Source organism: Enterococcus sp. AZ063 (assembly GCF_051715045.1).
GTDB classification, from domain to species: Bacteria; Bacillota; Bacilli; order Lactobacillales; family Enterococcaceae; genus Enterococcus_D; species Enterococcus_D casseliflavus.
The window spans coordinates 2,545,227-2,567,482 of the sequence record NZ_JBIOTA010000001.1 but is presented as its reverse complement, the minus strand read 5'-3'; the positions used below and the strand labels follow the sequence as shown (position 1 = coordinate 2,567,482).

The window sequence follows — 22,256 nt, the reverse complement described above, 5'->3', positions numbered from 1 at the left end:
AGTGAATGTCTGATATTACACGTTTAACCGACAAAATAACCGCTGATGCGGAAAAGAAATACCAGCTTCAAATCAAAGAAGCACAAAAAGAAAGTGAAAACCAAGAAAATTTAAAACGAGCACAGTTAGAAAAAGAGCTTAATGAACGGTTAGCTTTTTATGAAAAAGAAAAACGTGCTGCGATGTATTTGGAAATCTCAGATGTGCATATCCAATCAAGAAACAAGGTCTTGGCAGCAAAGCAGTCCGTCTTAGATGAGCTGTTTTCTGAGGCTCTGACCCGTTTGAACACGATGGATCAGGCAGCATTTTATACGTTTATCGCGAAAGGCTTGGCGAATGCACGGTTAACTGGTGAGGTCGAGTTGCTTTTAGGTGAGAAGTCCCGTCATTTTGTAGATGAGGAATTCCTTACTAAGTTGCAAGCATCGGTCCCTGAGGTTCAGCTGAAACTGGTAAATAAGACGATTCCTCGCAAGGGTGGCTTTTTGTTGCGACAAGAAGCAATTGAGTTGAATTTTACCTTTGATGCGCTACTAGAAGCCAACAAAGAAGAGTTAAGCAATACGTTACTGCAATTGATTTTTGAACAGTAAGCAGGTGCAAACAGATGAATGACATCAAATATAATACGTTGAATACGAGAATTCGGACGTATGAATCGCAATTATTCGATCGTAGTCGCTATGAGCGAATGCTCTCAGCTGCCAGCGCAGAGGAAATCTATGGGATGCTGCAAGAAACGGTTTATGGTGACTTCATCAATGAAGATGATCGTGTACACGATTTTGAACAAGTCCTGATGGCTGAGTTGAAACGGGTATACGAAACGATGTATCAGTTGACACCAGAAAAAGCGATCGTTGATTTCTTTGCTTTGAAATATGACTATCAAAATCTGAAAGTTTTAGTAAAAGCGGCGTATATGCAAGAAGATTTTTCGGCGTATCTCGTCCCAATCGGCACCCAGCCACTTTCCGTCCTTAAAGATCTGGTCAAGACCAGAAAAAGTACTCAGGTCGCGCAAGAAATGGTTGCCTGTGTGGAAGAAGTCTTTTCTTATATTGAGAACTATCATGAAGTCCAGTCCATCGATATCATCTTTGACAACCATTATTGGGAGCAATTATGGACGATCGGTAAAGAATACCAAGACGAGTTGCTGCAAAGCTTGATTCGCCGTCAAATCGATATCTTCAATATTTCAACAACGTTGCGCAGTTACGCGATGAAACGCAAGCGCGGCTTTATCAGCGCAGTTTTAGCCGACCATGGGAATTTACCTGCAAGTGAGTTGTTAGCAGAAATCACGACTTCTCTTGAGGCGTTTGTGGGATACTTGCAAGGAACCCCTTATAAAGAGCTGATCAATCATAGTTATGAAGAATTGGTAGAAAAGAAGACCTTGAATACCTTTGATATACGCAAAGACAATTTTCTAATGGCGAAGCTCAAAGAACAAAAAATCGTGCCTTTTGGGCCGTCAGCATTGGCAGGGTATCTGTATGCCAAGGAAATTGAAAGCAAGAATTTGCGTATTCTCTTGATTGGTAAAATCAATAAGGTGCCAGAAGAGATTTTAAGAAGTCGGGTGCGTGATAGTTATGCATAAAAAAATAGCAATGATGGGTGGTAAGAACTCGATCTTGCCTTTCAAAGGGCTGGGGATCGATATCTTTCCAGTCAGCGATTTGGATGAAGCCGCCCAACAATTAGAAGAGATGGCTGAAGCGTATGGTGTGATCTTTTTGACCGAGCGGTTGATCGAGCAATTAGAACCGATCGTTCGTCGTTACGAAGAAGTACCGACACCAGCGATCATTCCGATTCCAAGTAGTACGGGTAGTTTAGGGATCGGCATGGCACGCATTCAGCAAAATGTGGAAAAAGCGGTAGGAATGAATATATTAGATTCATAACAGACAAGTCAGCCAGCTAGGAGGAATAAATGTGGCATTTGGCACAATTGAAAAAGTATCGGGACCACTGGTCACCGCCTCAGGATTAAGTGGCGCAAAAATCCACGAAATCTGCAAAGTCAGTGACAAGGGCCTTATCGGTGAGATCATTGAGATCAAAAAAGGGCTGGTTTCGATCCAAGTATATGAAGAAACAGCGGGGATCGGACCAGGCGAGCCCGTAGAAACGACAGGCGCACCATTGTCTGTCGAACTAGCACCAGGTTTGTTGACTCAGATGTTTGATGGGATCCAACGACCATTAGATACATTTATGTCGCAAACAGAGAGTGATTTTTTGGAGCGGGGGGTCACCATCGATCCACTGAATCGCCAAAAGAAATGGACCTTCGTCCCACAAGTACAAGTCGGCGATACTGTACAAGCCGGTGATATTTTAGGTTCAGTACAAGAAACTTCGGTGATCGAGCATAAGATCATGGTGCCACCAAACTATGAAGGAACCGTCAAAGAAATCATGGTGGGAAATTTTGCGATTACTGAAGTGATCTGTGTTTTAGAAACCATCGATGGTGAAAAAACCTTGACGATGGTTCAGAAATGGCCAGTGCGTCAACCGCGGCCAGTTACTGCTAAATTAAATCCAGGCGAACCGCTAGTCACTGGACAGCGAGTCATCGACACCTATTTTCCAGTGGCAAAAGGCGGATCAGCTGCTGTTCCTGGACCTTTTGGTGCTGGAAAAACAGTCGTTCAGCATCAGATCGCTAAATGGTCAGATGTGGATATCGTGGTCTATGTCGGTTGCGGTGAGCGGGGCAACGAAATGCGGGATGTCATGAACGAATTTCCTGAGTTGATCGATCCGAATACCGGCAAGTCGATCATGGAACGAACGGTATTGATCGCCAATACGTCGAATATGCCAGTTGCTGCTCGGGAAGCCTCGATCTATACAGGAATCACGATCGCGGAATATTACCGTGACATGGGCTATAGTGTTGCCATCATGGCAGATTCAACTTCTCGTTGGGCAGAAGCACTGCGGGAAATGAGTGGACGCTTGCAAGAGATCCCAGGAGATGAAGGCTATCCGGCTTACCTTGGAAGTCGAATTGCGGAATACTATGAGCGAGCAGGGCGTTTCCATTCATTAGGCACGCAACCTCGGGAAGGAAGCATTACCGCAATTGGTGCGGTTTCACCTGCTGGAGGAGACATCTCAGAACCGGTCACTCAAAATACCTTGCGAATCGTGAAAGTCTTTTGGGCATTGGATAGTATGTTGGCGCAAAAGCGGCATTTTCCATCCATCAACTGGATGAATTCCTATTCCCTTTATGAGGATCAAATCAATTCTTATTTGGATCAATTATTAGGTGATCGCTGGTCGGAGCTAGTCAATGAATCAATGGCGATTCTCCAAGAGGAAAGCCGATTAGAAGAAATCGTTCAGCTAGTAGGGATGGACTCTCTTTCCCAGAAAGACCGCTTGACGATGATGACTGCTCGTTCTTTAAGACAAGACTACTTGCAGCAAAACGCCTTCGATGACGTTGATACGTACACTTCCCGCAACAAGCAGTTCAAAATGCTGGAAAATATTCTCTACTTTAATGAACAAGCACAGCGTGCATTGCAGCTAGGTGCTTACTTAGATGAGATCACTAAAGGAACGGTCGATCTGCGTGAGCGCATCGCCCGCAGCAAATACATTCCTGAAGAAGAATTGACTCGCTTGGATACGATCAAGCATGACATCAAAGAAATGTTACAACGAATCATTGAAACTGGAGGTGTTCATTGATGTTAAAAGAATATCGTACAGTTTCCGAAATTGCTGGCCCCTTAATGGTGGTCGAAAATGTTCGAGGCGTGAAATTCGACGAACTCGTTGAGGTCCGCATGGACACAGGCGAGATCCGTCAAGGACAAGTACTGGAAGTCAGTGATGACAATGCTGTTGTCCAAGTCTTTGAAGGTACCAGTAATTTGAGTGCAGAAGAAAGCAAAGCAAGGTTTCTAGGTACTGGTTTGACTCTAGGAGTTTCTCTAGATATGATGGGTCGGGTGTTTGACGGTTTAGGAAAACCAAAAGATAATGGCCCGAGAATCTTGCCAGAAAAACGCATCGATGTAAACGGTGAAGCCATCAATCCGATGGCGCGGGACTTCCCAGATGAATTTATCCAAACGGGGATCTCAACGATCGATCATTTAAATACATTAGTTCGAGGACAAAAACTACCAATCTTTTCTGCGTCTGGTTTGCCTCATAAAGAGATCGCTGCTCAAATCGCACGACAAGCAACAGTACCTAGCCAAGAAGGCAATTTCGCGATCGTCTTCGCAGCAATTGGGATCCCTTTTGAAGAAGCTGAATTTTTCGTGGATGAATTCCGCAAAACCGGTGCGTTAGATCGTTCTGTTTTGTTTATGAACCTTGCCAATGATCCAGCAATCGAACGGATCGCTACACCTAAGATGGCATTGACCGCAGCAGAGTATTTGGCTTTTGAAAAAGGCATGCACGTCTTAGTGATCATGACTGATATGACGAATTACTGTGAAGCGTTGCGAGAAATCTCCGCTGCCCGCCGAGAAGTTCCGGGACGTCGCGGCTATCCAGGGTATCTATACACCAATTTAGCGACGCTGTATGAACGGGCAGGACGTTTGATGGGCAAAGAAGGATCGGTCACACAAATACCGATCTTAACGATGCCAGATGGCGATAAAACCCACCCGATTCCTGATTTGACCGGCTATATCACAGAAGGACAAATTATTTTGTCGCGGGACCTTTACAAGCGCAATATCAACCCGCCAGTGGATATTTTACCAAGTCTTTCACGGTTGAAGGACAAAGGAACGGGAGAAGGTAAGACCCGTGCCGATCATGCGGCAACGATGAATCAAATCTATGCCGCCTATTCCGATGGGAAAGCTGCCAAAGAGCTATCGATCGTTTTAGGGGAGTCTGCCTTATCTGACCTTGATAAAAAGTACGCGCGCTTTGCTGATCTTTTTGAAAAAGAGTACGTCAATCAAGGATTTGAAACCAATCGGACGATTGAAGAAACGTTAGATTTAGGCTGGAAGCTATTAGCTACCTTGCCAAAACAAGAGTTGAGCCGTATCAAAGAAGAATTTATCGACGCCTATTACCCAACGGACGAGGATGTGAGTTCTTAATGGCGATCTTAAATGTCAATCCGACACGGATGGAACTAAGTCGTTTGAAAAAGCGGCTGACGACGGCAACCCGTGGTCACAAATTATTGAAAGACAAGCAAGATGAGCTAGTACGTCAGTTCATTCAGCTAGTAAAGAAAAACCAGGAACTTCGTAAAAAGATGGAGACCGCATTGCAAGCAGGAATGGAAGAGTATGTGCTGGCTTCTAGTAGTATTCCCGATGTCGTTTTGCAAGAAGCCTTTATGATCCCTTTGAATAAAGTGACCTTAGATGTGCAAAGCCGAACCATCATGAATATGGATGTGCCAGTGTTGAACCCTGTTTACGAAGAAGAAAGCTCGGATGATGATTTTTCCTACGGTTTTGTGAGTACCACCAGTGAGCTGGATCTCTCGTTGTCCCATCTGGATCAAATGCTGCCAGTGATGCTGCAGTTGGCCGAGATCGAGAAAACCTGTCAACTGATGGCCAATGAGATTGAACGGACGAGACGAAGAGTCAATGCGTTAGAGTATATGACGATTCCCAAGCTGACAGAAACCATTCAATACATCGAAAGCAATCTGGCAGAAGACGAACGAGCAACATTGACTCGCTTGATGAAGGTAACGGACATCATTGCAGAAAATGAAGCGAAGTAAGGCTTTTGCAAGCAGTGTGATTACAGCAAAAGGCACGTAGAAAGGAGGATTCTTTCTACGTGCCTTTTTTGCTTGTTAAGAGCGTAAGAGCAGTTGGTCATCTTTCAACTCAGCACCACTATTTTGATGGAACATTTCCATCAATTCAGGGACCGTCAAATGCTGCTTTTGCTCACCGGCAATGTCTACGACGATCTTGCCTTGATGAAGCATGATCAGGCGATTTCCGTAACGAATGGCATCTTCCATGTCATGAGTGACCATGAAAGCCGTCAACTGTTGGGACCGAATCAACTGATCGGTCAATGCCATGACCGTCAATGAGGTTTTAGGATCAAGGGCCGCGGTATGTTCATCTAATAAAATCAATTTAGGCTGCTGCAACGTTGCCATCAAGAGGGTGATGGCTTGCCGCTGTCCGCCTGATAGCAACCCGATCTCAGCAGAAAGGCGATTTTCTAAGCCTAAGTTTAGGCTGGCTAACTTCTCTTGGAAAAACGCGCGGTTTTTCGCTTTGACGCCTGTTGCAAATCCGCGGACTTGGCCGCGTTTATAAGCCAATGCTAAATTTTCTTCAACGGTCAAACGAACCGCGGTCCCCATACGTGGATCTTGAAAGACCCGACTAATATCTTTTGACCGTTTGGTCACGGATAAACGGGTAATGTCTTTCCCATCTAAGGTGATTTTTCCTTGTTCTGTTGGGATCGTTCCTGCGATACTGTTTAAGAGGGTCGATTTTCCAGCACCATTCCCACCGATGATCGTAATAAAATCACCGGCATTCATCGTCAGGTCAATGCCTCGCAAGACATGGTTTTCATTGATCGTTCCTTTTTCAAAGGTTTGGTGTAGATTCTCGATTGTTAAGACTGAAGTCATTAGGATTGGCCTCCTTTGGTTTTTGGCAGCATCTTTTTGAGTCCTAGTTTTGAACGAAGCTGCGGTAAGGAGAGGCAGATGACTAAGACGATTGCAGATGCCAATTTGATATCGTTGGCCTCGACATTGAATTCGAATACGACGGCCAAGATAAAGCGATAAACGATTGCCCCGATCACGATGGTGATCAATCGCAAAAGCAAAGATTTATTGGCAAATAAAACTTCTGCAATAATGATCGATGCTAAACCGATCACGATCGTACCGATCCCTGAGTTCAAATCAGCGAAGCCATTGTTTTGGGCTAAGAGGGCACCAGAGAGGGCGATACAGCCATTAGAGATCATATAGCCGATAATCTTCATGTTATCAGTGTTGATACCGTTGGCCTCGCTCATAGCTAAATTGTCGCCCGTCGCTCGCAATGCTAAGCCGATCTCTGTACGGAAAAAGAGGAACAAGCACAAAATGACGATTGCCGCGAAGAGAAAGCCTGCAAGAATCACGGCATTGTTTTTGGTCAGTCCCATGGCTTGAAATTGGGTGAAGACCGTGTCTTGCCCCAGCAAGGCGATGTTGGGAGCACCCATCACACGATTTGTGATGGAATACAGTCCAGTCATCGTGATGATCCCCGCCAATAAGGCAGGGATTTTTAGTTTTGTGTGCAGCAGACCAGATACTAAGCCGGCTACCATGCCGCCGCCAAAGCCCATCAGACTCGCTAAAATAGGCGAGAGACCATTCGTAATACTGATTGCTGCGATCCCAGCGCCTAAGGGGAAACTCCCTTCTGCAGTTAAATCAGCGATATCTAAAATACGAAAGGTTAAAAATACACCAATCGCCAGCAATGCCCAAAGGATCCCTTGAGAGGTGGCAGATTGTAGTAAGAGCAAGAATGTGTCGACTAAATTCATATGATTTCCTCAAATCTAAGTTAGTATGGTTATTCTGGTGCAGTGATGCTGGCAGGATCAATCCCTAAAGCAGCAGCCATCTCTTCATTGACGACTAACTCTAAATTATCCGCTGTTTCAACGGGCGTCGTTGCTGGCTCTGCATCGCCATCCAAAATTTTCGCTGCTAGTTTCCCTGTTTGAATGCCAAGGGATTTATAATCAATACCGTAAGTTGCTAGGGCACCATCATCGACTTGTTCTACGGAACCAGCGACGATCGGTGTTTTGGTTTCTTTGGCCACTTCGCCGACGATTGCAGCAGCAGAGGCAAAGGTATTATCTGTTGGAACATAAATGCCGTCAACATCTTTTGCAAGGCTGGTGGTTACTTGTTGCACATCATTGGTTGTATTGGCGGTCAATACTTTTACATCAACGCCCGCAGCTTTTAAGGCTTCTTCTGCCAAGTCAGCTTGGATTTTTGAATTGGCTTCACCTGCGTTATACATAATGCCGATCGTTTTGGCATCAGGCACGATGCTTAACAGCAAGTTGATCTGTTGCTCAATCGGCACCATGTCTGAAGTACCGGTGATGTTGCGACCAGGTTCTTCATTTGAATCGGCCAATTTCGCTCCAACTAAGTCAGTGACTGCGGTAACTACGATTGGGGTGTCGTTGGTTTCATTTGCTAAAGATACAGCAGCAGGAGTGGCAATGCCCAATAAAAGATCTGGTGAGGCATTCACTAGGCGTTCGCTCATACTTTTTAAATTGTCTTGACTGTTTTGCGCATTTTGGTATTCGATCGTTAGGTTTTCACCTTCCGTGTAGCCCGCTTCTGCTAAGCCTTCTTTGAACCCTTCATAGGCTGCATTCAAGGAGCCATGTTCGACCAATTGTAAGACACCGACTGTTTTTGTTCCGTCGTTTTCTTCCGAAGTGTTGCTTGATTCTCCGCAAGCTGCCAATGCCAGTAGGGAAGCTGTCAGTAACCCAGTCGTGATCCATTTTTTCATTTTCATTGTAATTCCTCCTATGATCGTCTCTTTTTTTATGGGGGTTTACCTGAACAAAAAAATCCATTCAGACAATCGTCTAAATGGATTCGATCCTATACCAAGCGTAAACGTCTATTGGCAACCATTTAGAAGATTTTCTACATGGCTGCAAGTTCAAGTTAAAATGCTTTAGCCATCATAGATACAAACAAAACTCGTTTTTGGTTTGCATCCATAATGTGATATGAATACAAACTATCTAAAGTAGCTAAAGTAAAAGGTATTCAGTTGTGGGGATACGGTCGTGTTTAACATAAAAAGTTCCTCCAAACTTGAATTGATTTTAGTATAGACAAAAAAAAGCGGACTGTCAAATGTTTTTCCTGAATTATCTGAAAATTTTTGAATAACATGCAGAAAATGTTTGGAAAACAAGTTTCGTTTCAATCATTTTCAAAGAAAGAAAAAAACTTTGTTCCTTCAAGCTTTTTAGCTAAAAAAGAAGCAAAGTTTTTTTCAGGGTCATTCGTTTTCTTCTTTATAATAACGAATGGTATTTTTGATTTCACGAATACTATAAAGCAGATCATCTTCGAAGGATTGATCTTGATCGATATCGATCGTCTCATTGAACATCGCTTCGTATTCAGCGATCGTTAGCTTTTGACGGTCATCGAGCAACGCTTGGTGTGCCGCTTGCGCCAACTGTTTTTCATAGCCAGGTACCAACAAGCCGCTGAAAAATTCAGCAACCGCTCCTGATCCGTAGCTAAATAATCCGATTCGATCATTTGCTTGCAGGCTAGAGGAATTTTCCAATAAAGAGATCAAGCCCAGATACAGTGAACCAGTATACAAGTTGCCGGTACGACGGCTGTAAACGATCGATTCTTCATAGCGAGCCATCAGGCGTTTTTGTTCTGTTTCATCTTCTTCGGCAAAAACAGCCAACAAGGCTTTTTTACCCATTTTTGTATAAGGGATATGGAAGCTCAAAGCCGCATAATCTTTTGCTGTCCGCTGATTTTTTTCGCAATGGGCTTGCCAAACTTGTTTGAATGAATCGATATAAACGGCATTTGACAAATGACCATCTACCATTGGATATTGATGTCCTACTGGACGCCAAAAATCATAAATATCTTGCGTCAACATCAAATTATCATTTTCAAGCTGCAAAATTGCTGGATCCGCCGAGATCAACATAGCAACAGCGCCCACACCTTGAGTGGGCTCGCCACCAGAAGCTAAGCCATAACGGGCGATATCTGAAGCCACGACCAAAACTTTGCTTTGTGGATTGGCTTGTACATGGGCTTTGGCAAATTGTAAGCCCGCCGTTGCGCCGTAACACGCCTCTTTGATTTCAAAGGACCGTGCAAATGGCTGGATACCTAATAGGCGATGCAAAACCACTGCCGAAGCTTTTGATTCATCGATGCCAGATTCTGTTCCGACGATCACCATATCAATTGCTTGTAAATCTTCTTTCGTAAGGATATCTTTTGCCGCGTGCATGGCAAAGGTGACGATATCTTGTGTTTTTTTATTGACCGCCATTTGATCTTGACCGATCCCGATCGTAAATTTATTCGGGTCTACCTCTCGGGCGTGAGCTAGATCAACCATATCTATAAAATAGGGGGGGACAAAAAAATTTATTTTATCAATACCAACGTTCATTCCGTCGCTCCTTTATGTTCTACATACTTAGTAGGCTACACGTTCTAAGGTATCATATTTTTTGAAAAAAATGAAAAAGAATTGATTAGAATTTAAACTTTATTAAAGAAAGTAGAAAAGGGTGCGACAACCGAATGTGGGGTATTCTTTTTTGGAGGATTTAATGATATATTTCAAGAGGAGGTGACGTACGTGGAAGAAGTTGTCATTATCGACGCACTAAGAACGCCAATTGGCAAATACCATGGGTCATTAAAAGAATATACAGCGGTAGAATTAGGAACAGTCGCTGCAAAAGCCTTGTTGGCAAGAAACCAACAAGCAAAAGAACATATCGCACAAGTGATTATCGGAAATGTGCTACAAGCAGGCAGTGGTCAAAATCCAGGACGCCAAGTTTCCTTGCAAAGTGGGCTTTCCTCAGATATACCAGCCTCAACGATCAACGAAGTATGTGGTTCGGGAATGAAAGCGATTCTAATGGGGATGGAGCAAATTCAATTGAACAAGGCATCCGTCGTATTGACTGGTGGGATTGAAAGTATGACGAATGCGCCGCTCTTTAGTTATTATAACAAGGCGGAAGATCAGTATTCAGCTCCGGTGTCAACAATGATGCATGACGGATTAACAGATGCATTCAGTAGCAAGCCAATGGGACTGACGGCTGAGACGGTAGCAGAAAGATACGGGATCACTCGCAAAGAGCAAGATGAGTTTGCCTACCACTCACAAATGAAAGCTGCCAAAGCGCAAGCAGCAAAGAAATTTGATCAAGAGATCGTGCCGTTGACTGAAAAATCAGGAACCGTTTTACAGGACGAAGGCATTCGCGCCGCTACGACAGTCGAAAAATTAGCTGAATTAAAAACAGTTTTCAAAAAAGACGGTACGGTGACTGCTGGGAACGCCTCAACCATCAATGATGGGGCGGCCATGGTCTTGATCGCGTCAAAAAGCTATTGTGAAGAGCATCAGATTCCTTATCTGGCAGTGATCAAAGAGATCGTCGAAGTCGGTTTCGCCCCAGAGATCATGGGAATCTCACCAATCAAAGCAATCGATACGTTACTGAAAAACCAAGCACTGACGATTGAAGATATCGGTATTTTTGAGATCAATGAAGCCTTTGCAGCTTCTTCGATCGTAGTAGAACGTGAACTTGGTTTGGATCCGAAGAAAGTCAACCGTTACGGCGGGGGCATTTCACTGGGACATGCCATTGGAGCGACTGGCGCGCGGATCGCAACGACCGTCGCTTATCAGCTAAAAGACACCCAAGAGCGCTATGGAATCGCCTCTTTGTGTGTCGGTGGCGGATTAGGGCTAGCGATGCTGTTAGAAAATCCTTCGGCGACAGTAAGTCAAACGAATTTTGATGAAGAGTCGGCATCAGAAAAAACAGAAAAAAAAAAGTTCTACGCCCTCGCGCCTAATGAACGATTAGCCTTTCTTGAAGCACAAGGAGCGATCACAGCAGCACAATCCTTAGTTTTTCAAGAAATGACACTAAACAAGGAAACGGCTAATCACTTGATCGAAAACCAGATCAGTGAAGTAGAGATCCCGTTAGGCGTAGGGCTGAACCTGCAGGTGAATGGCAAAGCATACAATGTCCCGTTAGCCACAGAAGAACCCTCGGTGATCGCAGCGATGAGCAATGGAGCAAAAATGGCTGGGCCCATTACGACGACCAGTCAAGAACGTTTGCTTCGAGGCCAGATCGTCTTTATGGATGTTCAGGATCCGGAAGCGATTTTGGCAAAAGTTGAATCCGAGCAAGCAACGATCTTTGCAGTGGCGAATGAGACGTATCCTTCCATTGTGAAACGCGGCGGTGGATTGCGAAGAGTGATCGGTCGGAACTTCTCGCCAGCAGAATCTGACTTAGCAACCGCTTATGTGTCGATCGATTTAATGGTTGATGTCAAAGATGCGATGGGCGCCAATATCATCAATTCAATTTTAGAAGGAGTGGCAGAGCTTTTTCGCAAATGGTTCCCAGAAGAAGAAATTCTCTTTAGTATTTTAAGCAATCTCGCTACGGAATCGTTAGTAACAGCCACTTGCTCGGTGCCTTTTGACAAATTGAGCAAGACCGGAAATGGCAGACAAGTTGCCGAAAAAATTGTTCATGCAGCTGATTTTGCCAAGATCGATCCATATCGTGCCGCTACCCATAACAAAGGGATCATGAATGGGGTTGAAGCGCTGATTTTGGCTACCGGAAACGATACTCGCGCCGTTTCTGCCGCTTGTCATGGCTATGCTGCCCGTAATGGCCGCATGCAAGGGTTGACTTCCTGGACCATCATCGAAGACCGTTTGATTGGTAGTATCACACTGCCGTTGGCGATCGCCACAGTCGGGGGTGCCACAAAAATATTGCCAAAAGCCCAAGCTGCGTTGGCATTGACTGGTGTTGAAACGGCGAGTGAGTTAGCTTCGCTGGCGGCAAGTGTCGGGTTGGTTCAGAATCTGGCCGCGTTGCGAGCATTGGTTTCAGAAGGTATCCAGCAAGGCCATATGAGCATGCAAGCCCGTTCATTAGCTATTTCAGTTGGAGCAAAAGGAAACGAGATTGAACAGCTGGCAGCTAAGCTGCGAGCTGCGACTCAAATGAACCAAGAGCAAGCCCGTAAATTTTTAACCGAAATACGCAATTAAAAAAGGTTCTCTAGGCATTTGTCTAGAGAACCTTTTGTTTATCGTTTCGAAATCGCCGTGTGGGCATACGCCTCGATCAATGGAATGACTTCTAATTTTACTTTGTATTTGCGCTCTAGCGCAGTTTCGATGGTAAAAGTATCACTTTCTGTTTCAGAAATCGTTGCTAGAACACGATCTTCTTTCGGGGAAGCTTCGATCACGATCGTTTCTCCTGAAGATTGTTTGGCAGAAAATTTAGGGAATGCTGCGATTTTTTCAGCAAATGCTGAAAAAGTCATTGTGTTGTCAGCAGTATCAGCCATTGTTTCAGTTGCTTTTTCTACTTCTTTAGTTGATGCAGAGGTAGTCGGTGCAGCCGCTTCAGCTGGTGCTGATTCTTCCTTCACTTTCGCTGGTTCTTTTGCAGGAGCGGGTGCCGTACTTTCTTGCGGGTTGGTCGGCAACCAGTAAGCAGCGATCTCATCAACTAAGTTATCGCTGAAACGATCAAGCAAACCAGCTTCTAAGCGTTGGATTCGTTTCACGACGATCTTGAAGTTCTCATCTAAAGGAACAGCGATTTTTTGTTCTTTTGGCGTTTCCTTCAACAATTCAATCAATAATTCCTCTTGGTTTTTAGGATTGATATACACTGTCGTCGGAAGGTCAAACTTATCTGCTGTTTTGCGCTCGATCGCTGTAAACAACTGTTGGCGAGCTGTTTCATAAGACGGGCGGAATTGTTGTTTCAATTTTGCTAATTGTTTCTTTTTCATAATCTTCTCCTCTCGATCACTATCGATTATAAGGAAAATTTGCAGAAAAGAACAGTGATTCTCATGAAAAAATACAAAAAAATTTATATACTTCCTGAAAAAACACCAACGCTGCTAAAAAAGCGGCGCTGGTGTTTCTACTAGATCATTGATTTGATGGTACTTAGGCATCAGGACCAAAAGGTCATTTTCTCCAGTGGCGACTAAGTAGTTTTCCCAAAGAAAAAAGCGTGGTTCCCCAGTAAGTTTCTCGGTCAGCATCTGCTGATAGTCGCTGGTCGTCCATTGACGTGCTGGAAAGTGTTGGACTTTGTCTGGCCAAACGAGAAAAACAAAATCAGCATGTAAGGCTTTTTGAACAGCAGGGGAGAGATGATTCAAATCAGTTTTTTTCATAGGCTTCTCCTTTATAGAGAGTGAAATTAAAACCCTGTCGTATCTGGATTGGTCGCTTTCCCAACCACACCATCTAATTGATCGATCGTTTTCATGTCCTCTTCAGATAGCTCAAAATCAAAGACGTGAATGTTTTCTTCGATCCGACTTGGTGTGACTGATTTTGGTAATGGCAAGAAACCATGTTGTAAAGACCAGCGTAATGCAACTTGAGCGATTGATTTTTGATGCTTTTCAGCTAATGCTTTCATTTCTGGTACATCAAAGATCTTCCCAGTACCTAATGGGCTGTATGCTTCAAGCAATACATCGTGTTCTTGGCAATAAGTCACGACTTCTTCTTGTAACTCGCCAGGTGCAAGGAAAATTTGATTGACCATTGGGAAGATAGTCGCTGTTTTTTTCAATTCTTCAAAATGATGTGGTAAGAAGTTGCTGACGCCGATCGCTTTGATTTTGCCTGCTTGATACAACTCTTCAAAAGCACGCCATGTTTCTGCGTTCGCTGTTTGCCAATTGTCGCGAAAAGCCACTGGATTTGGCCAATGGATCAAGAAAAGATCGATATAGTCTGTTTGTAATTTTTCTAAAGATTCTTCAAAAGAGGACATCACAAGATCATAAGAATGGTTCGCATTCCATAATTTTGTAGTCAAGAAAAGCTCTTCGCGGGGAATGCCGCTTTCTTTGATCGCTTGACCAACACTGGCTTCGTTTTTATAGCCTTGTGCTGTATCAATATGGCGGTAACCTACTTCTAGTGCTTTTTTGACTGATGCTACGGCAACGTCGCCGTCTGGTGTTTGCCATGTGCCAAAGCCTAGCTCAGGGATGGCCACATTGTTTGATAACGTATAGCTGTTCATGTTCATTCCTCCGTTTTCTGTGATACTTCTAGTTTAGCAGACGAGGCAGGAATTTCCAATGATTGCACCTTTTAAAAAGAAAGCGAATGTTGAAGGAAAATGCCGATTCGCTCTTGTCAGTTCGCCTATTTATTTTGTACACTAGACAAATGGATAAGGAGCGTAACCAATGGATATTTATTTGAAACATGCGATTTTACACATTGTGGACCGTCAAACAGGCGATCCAGTTTTTTCTCAAGTTGAACTTGATTTAACAACGGAATACATTCGTGATTATTTGACGAAGAAAATACAGAAACTTGCTACACCGCAAACCAAAACAGGTCGTTTACTCGAAACTTCAACGATCGCTCAATTGGTCAAACAAGCACCAGACGACTTTATCGCAGCCAGTGAAGCGATCGTGCAACGCTGGTATGAAGCGTACAAGGAAAGTGAAGATGCGCCAAGTGCGGATGCGTTTGTCGTCTTATATGAATTAGATACAAGAATGCAGCTGGCTTTTTTGAAGGTCAATTATCAAGATGGCTATACGCATTTTATTGATAATGGGGAGGCTGGGATCGAAAATAATTTGATTTTGCATCGTGCCTTACTAGCTGGTAAAACCCAAAAGGCAGATGAAGGAATCACGATCGATGTGGAGAGCTTAGACTTTGAACTGATTGAAAAGAAATATAGCTTTTCAGGTGAAAAATACGCCTACTTTTCAACAAAAGTCATTGATGCCGAACCGATCCCATCTTTAGAAGAAAATGTCAAAGTCATCAAAAAAGTAGCCGAAAAAATTGGTCAGAAATTTGAAACATCCACCTATAACGTTGTTGCCGATTTGAAAGAAGCGGTCTACGATACGATCGAAGAGTCTGGTCATATCGATGTGAGTGAAGTGGCGCAAAAAGTCTTTAAAGACAATATTACTGCTCAGCTTTCATTTCAAGAAGAAGTGGTTGAAAAAGGATTCGTCAATCAAGCACCGATGATGCGGGATGTTCGTGAGATCTCGGAGAAAAAATTTGGTAAGCAAAAACTAAAATTATCGAATGGAATCGAATTGATCGTTCCTTTGGATGTTTACCGAGATCCGAATTTGATCGAATTTATCAATAACCCCGATGGCACGATTTCCGTAACGATCAAAAATGTAGAAGAAGTGATTAATCGGATGTAACAAGAGCTGTTTCTAAGCAGACGATGGCAGAACAAGTACAAAAAGCAGGGCGTCCTCATTTAGAAAGAGGACGGCCTGCTTTTTTACAGACGCTTGCTTGATAGCAGCAATTATTGAGGGGTCAACTTTTCAAGAGCCGCTTGAGGAACGTCTTCTTCAGAAACTTCTTCCCAGCTTATAACGCCTTTGTTTGGATTGACCAATAGTTTCAAATAGGCGCCTTCTTTCAAAGGAGCGGAACGGTGTTCATTCATTTTGACCGTTTTGACGTCACCAGAGGCGCTGTAGGCTGTTTGTGTATAACGATAGATGTTTTCAACGACCCCCTCGTCACTGACTTCGGTATCGTGTTCCCCCGCATCGTTGATAACTGTATAGTAGTCACTTCCACCATAGTAATAGTCATAAGTAAGGAAGCAGCCGCCAAGAAAAATTGCTGTAAAAACCAGCGCTGCAATGATTTTCTTCACATTTCTCACCTCATCTTCTATTATTCATAAAAACCAGGCTTGCGTCCAATGGATCACAAAAAGCAAAGAAATTCTTAGGGATTAGCTGCCGAGACCTCTTGCTTGACTTTGACTAATTTTGACCTATAATAAGGGTAGATTTAAACTTACAAAAAATAAGTTAATCCTTATCTCTTTGGAAGCGTAAATCGCAAAAATATGATTCGAGTCAACCAACGACTCAACTTTCTCTAGGAGGGAAACAATATGGCAAAACAACATTATGATCGTAGCAAACCCCATGTCAACATCGGAACGATTGGACACGTCGACCATGGGAAAACCACCTTGACTGCTGCAATTACCACAGTTCTTGGGAAAAAAGGGCTTGCCAATCCGCAAGATTACGCAAGTATCGACGCGGCTCCTGAGGAACGCGAACGTGGTATCACAATCAATACTGCTCATGTGGAATATGAAACGGAAAAACGGCACTATGCCCATATCGATGCACCGGGACACGCGGATTATGTGAAAAATATGATTACAGGGGCTGCTCAAATGGACGGCGCAATCTTGGTCGTATCAGCGACAGATGGCCCAATGCCACAAACACGGGAGCATATTTTGCTTTCTCGTCAAGTGGGTGTGAAATATTTGATCGTCTTTTTGAATAAGACGGACCTTGTCGATGATGACGAGTTGATCGATTTAGTTGAAATGGAAGTCAGAGAATTGCTGACTGAATATGATTTTCCTGGCGACGACATTCCTGTGATCAAGGGCTCTGCGTTAAAAGCCTTGGAAGGGGACCCAGATGCTGAAGCAGCGATCTTAACGCTGATGGATACAGTAGATGAATATATCCCAACGCCAGAACGTGATACTGACAAACCATTGTTGTTACCGATCGAAGATGTCTTTTCGATCACAGGACGGGGGACCGTTGCTTCTGGTCGGATCGATCGCGGCATGGTAAAAGTCGGGGATGAAGTAGAAATCGTCGGAATCAAACCTGAAACACAAAAAGCAGTCGTGACAGGGGTAGAAATGTTCCGCAAAACGATGGACTTCGGAGAAGCTGGCGATAACGTAGGGGTATTGTTACGGGGCATCACCCGTGATGAAATTGAACGTGGCCAAGTGTTAGCAAAACCAGGTTCTATCACACCGCATACGAAATTCCAAGCGGAAGTCTATGTGTTGACAAAAGAAGAAGGCGGTCGCCATACCCCATTCTTTAATAATTATCGCCCACAATTTTACTTCCGTACAACGGACGTAACTGGGAATATCGTTTTACCAGAAGGAACGGAAATGGTGATGCCTGGTGACAACGTAACGATCGATGTGGAATTGATCCATCCGATCGCTGTAGAAAATGGAACGACCTTCTCGATTCGTGAAGGTGGACGAACAGTCGGTTCTGGTATTGTCACCACGATCGAAAAATAATGATGAGTGAAACAGTGCTTCCTTTTGAAGAAGCGCTGTTTCCTTTTTCTTGTCAAAAGATCGCCAATCCCTCAGTCAGCTTAGGATTGCTTGTTTTTTTCTAAATAATCTTGTGATTTTATTAAGGATTTTTTAGGAGAGAAAAAATTCTAGTCAGCCCGTTCATTTCATAGTACGATAGATTCTGACTTAGAAAAGATGGGATGTATTTGATGAGAAAAATTCGACGTTTCCTAGGATTTATACTGAAGCTGGCCCTCGTGTTGCTGCTGATCGGGGCAGGGGTTTGGGTCTATCGAAACTACACGGCATTGAAAGCTGTCTATGCGTATGAAGAAGCAATCGCGCAACAGACGCAAGCCCACGACATCTCTGAATATCAGTCATTAGCCATGAGCATCATGCTGACGGAGTCAAAAGGACAAGGCAATGACCCGATGCAAAGTTCTGAAAGTGTATATGGAAAACAAAATCAATTTGATACGCCAGAACAAAGCATCGAACAAGGGGTTTCTTATTTAGCCGAGTTGATCGAAAAAGCCGAGCAAATGAACTGTGATCTTTGGACCGCAGTCCAGGCTTATAATTTTGGGACAGATTATATTGATTATGTCGCTGAACGGGGTGGCATGAACACCTTAGAATTAGCAGAAACATATTCCAGAGAGGTTTTATCCCCGTTGTTAGGCAATGATACAGAACAAACCTATCGTTATTGGGGCATCCAATCCGTTTTTTATAATGGTGGTCACTTGTATCATAACGGCGGCAATTTATTCTACGCTGATTTAATAAAAATGAATCAATGGAAGATCAATGTTACGGCGCGTTTCTTTTCATAAGCGTTGTAAAATAAGTGAAACAAAAAAGCTTGAAATACAAATAAAATATGGTAAAATCATTATGAGTGATTCTGTCTAATTATTCTTCGCACTGATATCTATTAGTGCGTTTTTTTACCTAGTAAACCGATGAATACTTACCAAATGGAGGTGAGTGGATGGTACGAATTCCTCAAACGGTCATTGACGACATTCGCGAACGTAGCAATATCGTCGATATCGTGGGACAGTATGTCCAGTTAAAGAAGTCTGGAAAAAATTATTTTGGTTTGTGTCCGTTCCATAATGAAAAATCACCTTCTTTTTCCGTTGCAGAGGACAAACAAATTTTTCATTGCTTTGGTTGTGGTCGTGGTGGAAATGTGTATGGTTTCTTACAGGAGCTTGAAGGGATCAGTTTTCCAGAAGCAGTCGTCAAAGTAGCAGAAATGAACGATATTCCTCTTGATCCGCAATATCAGCAGTCTGAAGGCATCAATGAAGCGACCTCACAAACGAGTCAATTGATTGCGTTACATGAAAAAGCCGCCGAAGTCTATCATCACATGTTGGTGAATACGGCTGCTGGACAAGAAGCGCTTGATTATTTATTAGATCGTGGCTTGACGATGGCACTGATCGAAGAGTTCAATATTGGCTTTGCACCGAATGAACGCTCGTTTTTGGAGAAAGTTTTTTTGAATGAAAAAGCCAAAGCAGAGTTTTTTCCTGATACAGGACTCTTTGTTCAGCGCAACGATGGCTCACTGGCGGATCGCTTTTACCAGCGAATCATGTTTCCGATCCGCAATCCTCAGGGAAAAACGATTGGTTTTTCTGGTCGTTGGTTAGCAAGCGAAAAAGTCGGTGATCAAGACCAACCAAAATATTTAAATAGTCCTGAAACGATTCTTTTCAATAAACGCGAGGTTCTTTTCAACTTTGACAAAGCGCGACGAGCGATGCGTAAAGATGGCCAAGTGTATTTATTTGAAGGATTTATGGACGTGATCGCCGCTTGGCAAGCAGGGATCGAAAATGGGATCGCCTCGATGGGGACCAGCCTGACCAATCAGCAGATCGCTCACATCGAGCGAGTGGCACAAGAAGTGATTCTTTGTTACGATGGAGATAGTGCAGGGGTTGAAGCCACGAACCGTGGGATCGATCTTTTGCAAAACAATAGCCGCTTGAAATTATCTGTGGTTCGAGTGCCGGAACGGATGGACCCAGATGACTATTTGCGCAAATATGGGACAGAAGCTTTTTATAAATTAGCTGTACATGGGAAAGAAACCGTCTTTGCTTTCAAAATGGATTACCATCGAGCGAATCGAAATTTGGCCAATGAGAAAGAGCAGCTAGATTATGTCCAAGTAGTATTAAAAGAATTACAGCGGGTGGATTCTTTGCTGGAGCAAGACCGTTATTTGACTCAGTTGTCCACAGAGTTCAACTTGAGCCGTGAGACCTTGCAGCAGCAGCTCAAGCAAAACCGGCAAGAGCAGCAGCCGCGGCAAGATGCACCGCCGCCTGCGCCAACAACCAATCCTGTGGTCTTCACGCCGCCAACGCGGCAGCAGCCCAAAACACAGGTAGAAAAAGCACAAGAATTATTATTGTACCGTTTGTTTCATGACAGTACGTTAAACCATCGCTTTCGAGCGAGTGGCATATCCTTTATCCATGATCGTTACCAACAGCTTTATCTGCTGTTTGATGCGTATATGGAAACAGAAGAACACTTTGTTTTAGCAAAGTTCTTAGATTTTTTAAAAGAAGATTCAATGAAAAAAATGGTGATCGATATTGCAGATCTTAAAGCTTCTGAGGAAGGGACTGAACAAGAATTTCAGGACATTCTGCAGGTATTTCAAAAGTCGGGCATTGCTGAAGAAATCAATCAAAAACGAATCCAGCAGCAAGAAGCAAGACAAAAAGGAAACCAGCAATTAGAACTTGAACTTGCGATCGAAATCATTGATTTGACCAAACGGTTGAAACAAGCTAAATAGCGAACTGAAAGGGGCTTTCTTTCATGGCAGAAGAAACAAAAAAAACGTATGACAAAGCAGTTGCCGAATACATCCGAGAAAACAAAACAAAGGGGCAAGTTGTTTACGATGACATTACGAATCGTTTAGCAACGCCGTATACTTTGGATGCTGATGCAATGGACAAATTAATTCAAAAACTGGAGGATTCAGGCATCAGTGTCGTGGATGAAAATGGAGAGCCTTCAGTCCATAGTCTAAAGAGCAATGAAAAACGACAAGAAACACAACCTCAAGAAGATCTGTCTGCACCAACTGGTGTGAAAATCAATGACCCCGTTCGGATGTACTTGAAAGAAATCGGTCGTGTGCCGTTATTGACCGCAGAAGAAGAAGTGGCGCTCGCACTGAAAATCGAAGAAGGCGATCAAGAGGCAAAACAGCGTTTGGCAGAAGCCAACCTACGTTTGGTCGTTAGTATTGCCAAACGTTATGTGGGTCGAGGAATGCAATTCCTTGATTTGATCCAAGAAGGAAACATGGGCTTGATGAAAGCCGTTGAGAAATTCGACTACCGCAAAGGGTTCAAATTTTCGACGTATGCGACCTGGTGGATCCGTCAAGCGATCACCCGTGCGATCGCTGACCAAGCGCGAACCATTCGTATTCCTGTGCATATGGTGGAAACCATCAACAAATTGATCCGTATTCAACGGCAATTGCTGCAAGACTTAGGGCGCGAACCGACACCAGAAGAAATCGGCGCAGAAATGGATCTGCCGACGGAAAAAGTTCGTGAAATCTTGAAGATCGCTCAAGAACCTGTTTCATTAGAAACACCGATCGGTGAAGAAGACGATTCTCATCTAGGTGATTTTATTGAAGACCAAGATGCCACAAGTCCAGCAGAGCATGCGGCTTATGAGCTGTTGAAAGAGCAGCTAGAAGATGTACTGGATACGTTGACTGACCGTGAAGAAAACGTGCTGCGCTTGCGTTTCGGAATCGATGATGGTCGTACTCGGACATTAGAAGAAGTCGGCAAAGTCTTTGGGGTAACGAGAGAACGGATTCGTCAGATCGAAGCAAAAGCATTACGGAAACTACGCCATCCATCTCGTTCAAAACAATTGAAAGATTTCTTAGAATAATCAAGGTTTATCGACTTTCCAAAGGAACCCTTTGGAAAGTCTTTTTTATTCAGATTCTGTCCTCTCGACACAAGATTGGTAAAGAACTTAATAAAAACGTAACCAAGCAAGTGTTGGCTAATTGCCAAGAATGTGATAAATTTAATTTTGTGCATCTGCATCAAAACGTAACAAACAACGAAGTGTCAAAAAAGACCCATTATTTGCTGGTCTAAAAAAAGAAGCAGTAGGTACAGCAAGCGTCTGATGAAAGAGGCGACTGCTTCATAAAAGGAAATGCAAAAAACAAAAGGAGTCAG

At 43.5% G+C, this 22,256-nt stretch carries 20 protein-coding genes; 12 read left to right on the top strand and 8 right to left on the bottom strand.

Annotation, left to right across the window (positions count from 1 at the left end; translation table 11 throughout):
* Positions 1–5 precede the first annotated feature (5 nt).
* From IGK61_RS11970 to IGK61_RS11945, 6 genes are read left to right on the top strand one after another with little or no spacing between them, the layout of a single operon-like run.
* Entirely contained in the window at positions 6–596 is a 591-nt protein-coding gene (locus tag IGK61_RS11970) for a V-type ATP synthase subunit E (RefSeq protein ID WP_005229237.1), read from the top strand.
* 14 nt (positions 597–610) lie between these two features.
* Positions 611–1,612 carry a V-type ATP synthase subunit C gene (locus IGK61_RS11965; protein ID WP_005229238.1) on the top strand — a complete coding sequence of 334 codons (1,002 nt, stop codon included), beginning with the start codon at positions 611–613 and terminating at the stop codon, positions 1,610–1,612.
* Complete coding sequence (locus IGK61_RS11960) at positions 1,605–1,919, top strand: V-type ATP synthase subunit F (protein WP_005229240.1); 315 nt, start codon at positions 1,605–1,607, stop codon at positions 1,917–1,919. The genes IGK61_RS11965 and IGK61_RS11960 overlap by 8 nt, the downstream gene beginning before the upstream one ends.
* A gap of 31 nt (positions 1,920–1,950) precedes the next feature.
* Complete coding sequence (locus tag IGK61_RS11955; protein ID WP_074536689.1) at positions 1,951–3,726, top strand: V-type ATP synthase subunit A; 1,776 nt, start codon at positions 1,951–1,953, stop codon at positions 3,724–3,726.
* The gene (locus IGK61_RS11950) at positions 3,726–5,114 is read left to right on the top strand and encodes a V-type ATP synthase subunit B (protein WP_005237151.1); all 1,389 of its coding nucleotides are present in this window, start codon (positions 3,726–3,728) and stop codon (positions 5,112–5,114) included. The genes IGK61_RS11955 and IGK61_RS11950 overlap by 1 nt, the downstream gene beginning before the upstream one ends.
* Positions 5,114–5,758, top strand: a complete 645-nt coding sequence (locus IGK61_RS11945) for a V-type ATP synthase subunit D (protein ID WP_005229243.1) — start codon at positions 5,114–5,116, stop codon at positions 5,756–5,758. The genes IGK61_RS11950 and IGK61_RS11945 overlap by 1 nt, the downstream gene beginning before the upstream one ends.
* Before the next feature lie 75 nt (positions 5,759–5,833).
* On the opposite strand, the gene IGK61_RS11940 is transcribed toward IGK61_RS11945, so the two are convergent.
* The 4 genes from IGK61_RS11940 to IGK61_RS11925 all read right to left on the bottom strand — a co-directional run bounded on the left by IGK61_RS11940 (position 5,834) and on the right by IGK61_RS11925 (position 10,226).
* Complete coding sequence (locus IGK61_RS11940; RefSeq protein ID WP_005237149.1) at positions 5,834–6,640, bottom strand: ABC transporter ATP-binding protein; 807 nt, start codon at positions 6,638–6,640, stop codon at positions 5,834–5,836.
* On the bottom strand, positions 6,640–7,560 hold the full coding sequence (locus IGK61_RS11935; protein ID WP_005229245.1) for an ABC transporter permease: 921 nt from the start codon (positions 7,558–7,560) through the stop codon (positions 6,640–6,642). The genes IGK61_RS11940 and IGK61_RS11935 overlap by 1 nt, the downstream gene beginning before the upstream one ends.
* Before the next feature lie 29 nt (positions 7,561–7,589).
* Positions 7,590–8,567 (bottom strand): ABC transporter substrate-binding protein, encoded by a 978-nt coding sequence (locus tag IGK61_RS11930; RefSeq protein WP_074536688.1) that lies wholly within the window; start codon positions 8,565–8,567, stop codon positions 7,590–7,592.
* Between the two features lie 498 nt (positions 8,568–9,065).
* Positions 9,066–10,226: a hydroxymethylglutaryl-CoA synthase gene (locus tag IGK61_RS11925; protein ID WP_074536687.1), complete on the bottom strand. Its 1,161-nt coding sequence runs from the start codon at positions 10,224–10,226 to the stop codon at positions 9,066–9,068.
* 192 nt (positions 10,227–10,418) lie between these two features.
* Here IGK61_RS11925 and IGK61_RS11920 point away from each other — a divergent pair, with 192 nt between their 5' ends.
* Positions 10,419–12,893, top strand: coding sequence for a hydroxymethylglutaryl-CoA reductase, degradative (locus IGK61_RS11920; RefSeq protein ID WP_074536686.1), 2,475 nt, complete (start codon positions 10,419–10,421; stop codon positions 12,891–12,893).
* Between the two features lie 38 nt (positions 12,894–12,931).
* Here IGK61_RS11920 and IGK61_RS11915 read toward each other — a convergent pair whose 3' ends face one another.
* The 3 genes from IGK61_RS11915 to IGK61_RS11905 all read right to left on the bottom strand — a co-directional run bounded on the left by IGK61_RS11915 (position 12,932) and on the right by IGK61_RS11905 (position 14,919).
* A complete protein-coding gene (locus tag IGK61_RS11915) occupies positions 12,932–13,651 on the bottom strand; it encodes a hypothetical protein (RefSeq protein WP_010749217.1) in 720 nt (239 codons plus the stop codon).
* A 114-nt stretch (positions 13,652–13,765) separates the two neighbouring features.
* On the bottom strand, positions 13,766–14,047 hold the full coding sequence (locus IGK61_RS11910; protein ID WP_015510084.1) for a hypothetical protein: 282 nt from the start codon (positions 14,045–14,047) through the stop codon (positions 13,766–13,768).
* A 26-nt stretch (positions 14,048–14,073) separates the two neighbouring features.
* Entirely contained in the window at positions 14,074–14,919 is an 846-nt protein-coding gene (locus tag IGK61_RS11905; protein WP_416242385.1) for an aldo/keto reductase, read from the bottom strand.
* A gap of 163 nt (positions 14,920–15,082) precedes the next feature.
* Between IGK61_RS11905 and IGK61_RS11900 the strand changes: the two genes are divergently transcribed.
* Positions 15,083–16,087 (top strand): nucleoid-associated protein, encoded by a 1,005-nt coding sequence (locus tag IGK61_RS11900; RefSeq protein ID WP_438844865.1) that lies wholly within the window; start codon positions 15,083–15,085, stop codon positions 16,085–16,087.
* Positions 16,088–16,197: 110 nt separating this feature from the next.
* On the opposite strand, the gene IGK61_RS11895 is transcribed toward IGK61_RS11900, so the two are convergent.
* Positions 16,198–16,557 (bottom strand): YxeA family protein, encoded by a 360-nt coding sequence (locus IGK61_RS11895; RefSeq protein WP_015510082.1) that lies wholly within the window; start codon positions 16,555–16,557, stop codon positions 16,198–16,200.
* A 246-nt stretch (positions 16,558–16,803) separates the two neighbouring features.
* Between IGK61_RS11895 and tuf the strand changes: the two genes are divergently transcribed.
* From tuf to rpoD, 4 genes are all read left to right on the top strand, one after another.
* Positions 16,804–17,991, top strand: a complete 1,188-nt coding sequence (gene tuf, locus IGK61_RS11890; protein WP_074536684.1) for an elongation factor Tu — start codon at positions 16,804–16,806, stop codon at positions 17,989–17,991.
* Between the two features lie 212 nt (positions 17,992–18,203).
* A complete protein-coding gene (locus tag IGK61_RS11885; protein ID WP_074536692.1) occupies positions 18,204–18,833 on the top strand; it encodes a lysozyme family protein in 630 nt (209 codons plus the stop codon).
* 158 nt (positions 18,834–18,991) lie between these two features.
* Entirely contained in the window at positions 18,992–20,827 is a 1,836-nt protein-coding gene (gene dnaG / locus IGK61_RS11880; RefSeq protein WP_074536683.1) for a DNA primase, read from the top strand.
* Between the two features lie 23 nt (positions 20,828–20,850).
* Positions 20,851–21,957, top strand: coding sequence for an RNA polymerase sigma factor RpoD (gene rpoD / locus IGK61_RS11875; RefSeq protein WP_005229298.1), 1,107 nt, complete (start codon positions 20,851–20,853; stop codon positions 21,955–21,957).
* The last annotated feature ends 299 nt before the right edge of the window (positions 21,958–22,256 follow it).

Excerpts from the sequence above, each read along its gene's own strand:
- IGK61_RS11940 (WP_005237149.1), bottom strand. The coding sequence starts at position 6,640 with ATGACTTCAGTCTTAACAATCGAGAATCTACACCAAACCTTTGAAAAA.
- IGK61_RS11915 (WP_010749217.1), bottom strand. The coding sequence starts at position 13,651 with ATGAAAAAGAAACAATTAGCAAAATTGAAACAACAATTCCGCCCGTCT.
- IGK61_RS11965 (WP_005229238.1), top strand. The coding sequence starts at position 611 with ATGAATGACATCAAATATAATACGTTGAATACGAGAATTCGGACGTAT.
- IGK61_RS11910 (WP_015510084.1), bottom strand. The coding sequence starts at position 14,047 with ATGAAAAAAACTGATTTGAATCATCTCTCCCCTGCTGTTCAAAAAGCC.
- IGK61_RS11950 (WP_005237151.1), top strand. The coding sequence starts at position 3,726 with ATGTTAAAAGAATATCGTACAGTTTCCGAAATTGCTGGCCCCTTAATG.
- IGK61_RS11905 (WP_416242385.1), bottom strand. The coding sequence starts at position 14,919 with ATGAACATGAACAGCTATACGTTATCAAACAATGTGGCCATCCCTGAG.
- IGK61_RS11970 (WP_005229237.1), top strand. The coding sequence starts at position 6 with ATGTCTGATATTACACGTTTAACCGACAAAATAACCGCTGATGCGGAA.
- IGK61_RS11960 (WP_005229240.1), top strand. The coding sequence starts at position 1,605 with ATGCATAAAAAAATAGCAATGATGGGTGGTAAGAACTCGATCTTGCCT.
- IGK61_RS11930 (WP_074536688.1), bottom strand. The coding sequence starts at position 8,567 with ATGAAAATGAAAAAATGGATCACGACTGGGTTACTGACAGCTTCCCTA.
- IGK61_RS11925 (WP_074536687.1), bottom strand. The coding sequence starts at position 10,226 with ATGAACGTTGGTATTGATAAAATAAATTTTTTTGTCCCCCCCTATTTT.
- rpoD (WP_005229298.1), top strand. The coding sequence starts at position 20,851 with ATGGCAGAAGAAACAAAAAAAACGTATGACAAAGCAGTTGCCGAATAC.
- IGK61_RS11900 (WP_438844865.1), top strand. The coding sequence starts at position 15,083 with ATGGATATTTATTTGAAACATGCGATTTTACACATTGTGGACCGTCAA.
- dnaG (WP_074536683.1), top strand. The coding sequence starts at position 18,992 with ATGGTACGAATTCCTCAAACGGTCATTGACGACATTCGCGAACGTAGC.
- IGK61_RS11935 (WP_005229245.1), bottom strand. The coding sequence starts at position 7,560 with ATGAATTTAGTCGACACATTCTTGCTCTTACTACAATCTGCCACCTCT.
- IGK61_RS11945 (WP_005229243.1), top strand. The coding sequence starts at position 5,114 with ATGGCGATCTTAAATGTCAATCCGACACGGATGGAACTAAGTCGTTTG.
- tuf (WP_074536684.1), top strand. The coding sequence starts at position 16,804 with ATGGCAAAACAACATTATGATCGTAGCAAACCCCATGTCAACATCGGA.
- IGK61_RS11885 (WP_074536692.1), top strand. The coding sequence starts at position 18,204 with ATGAGAAAAATTCGACGTTTCCTAGGATTTATACTGAAGCTGGCCCTC.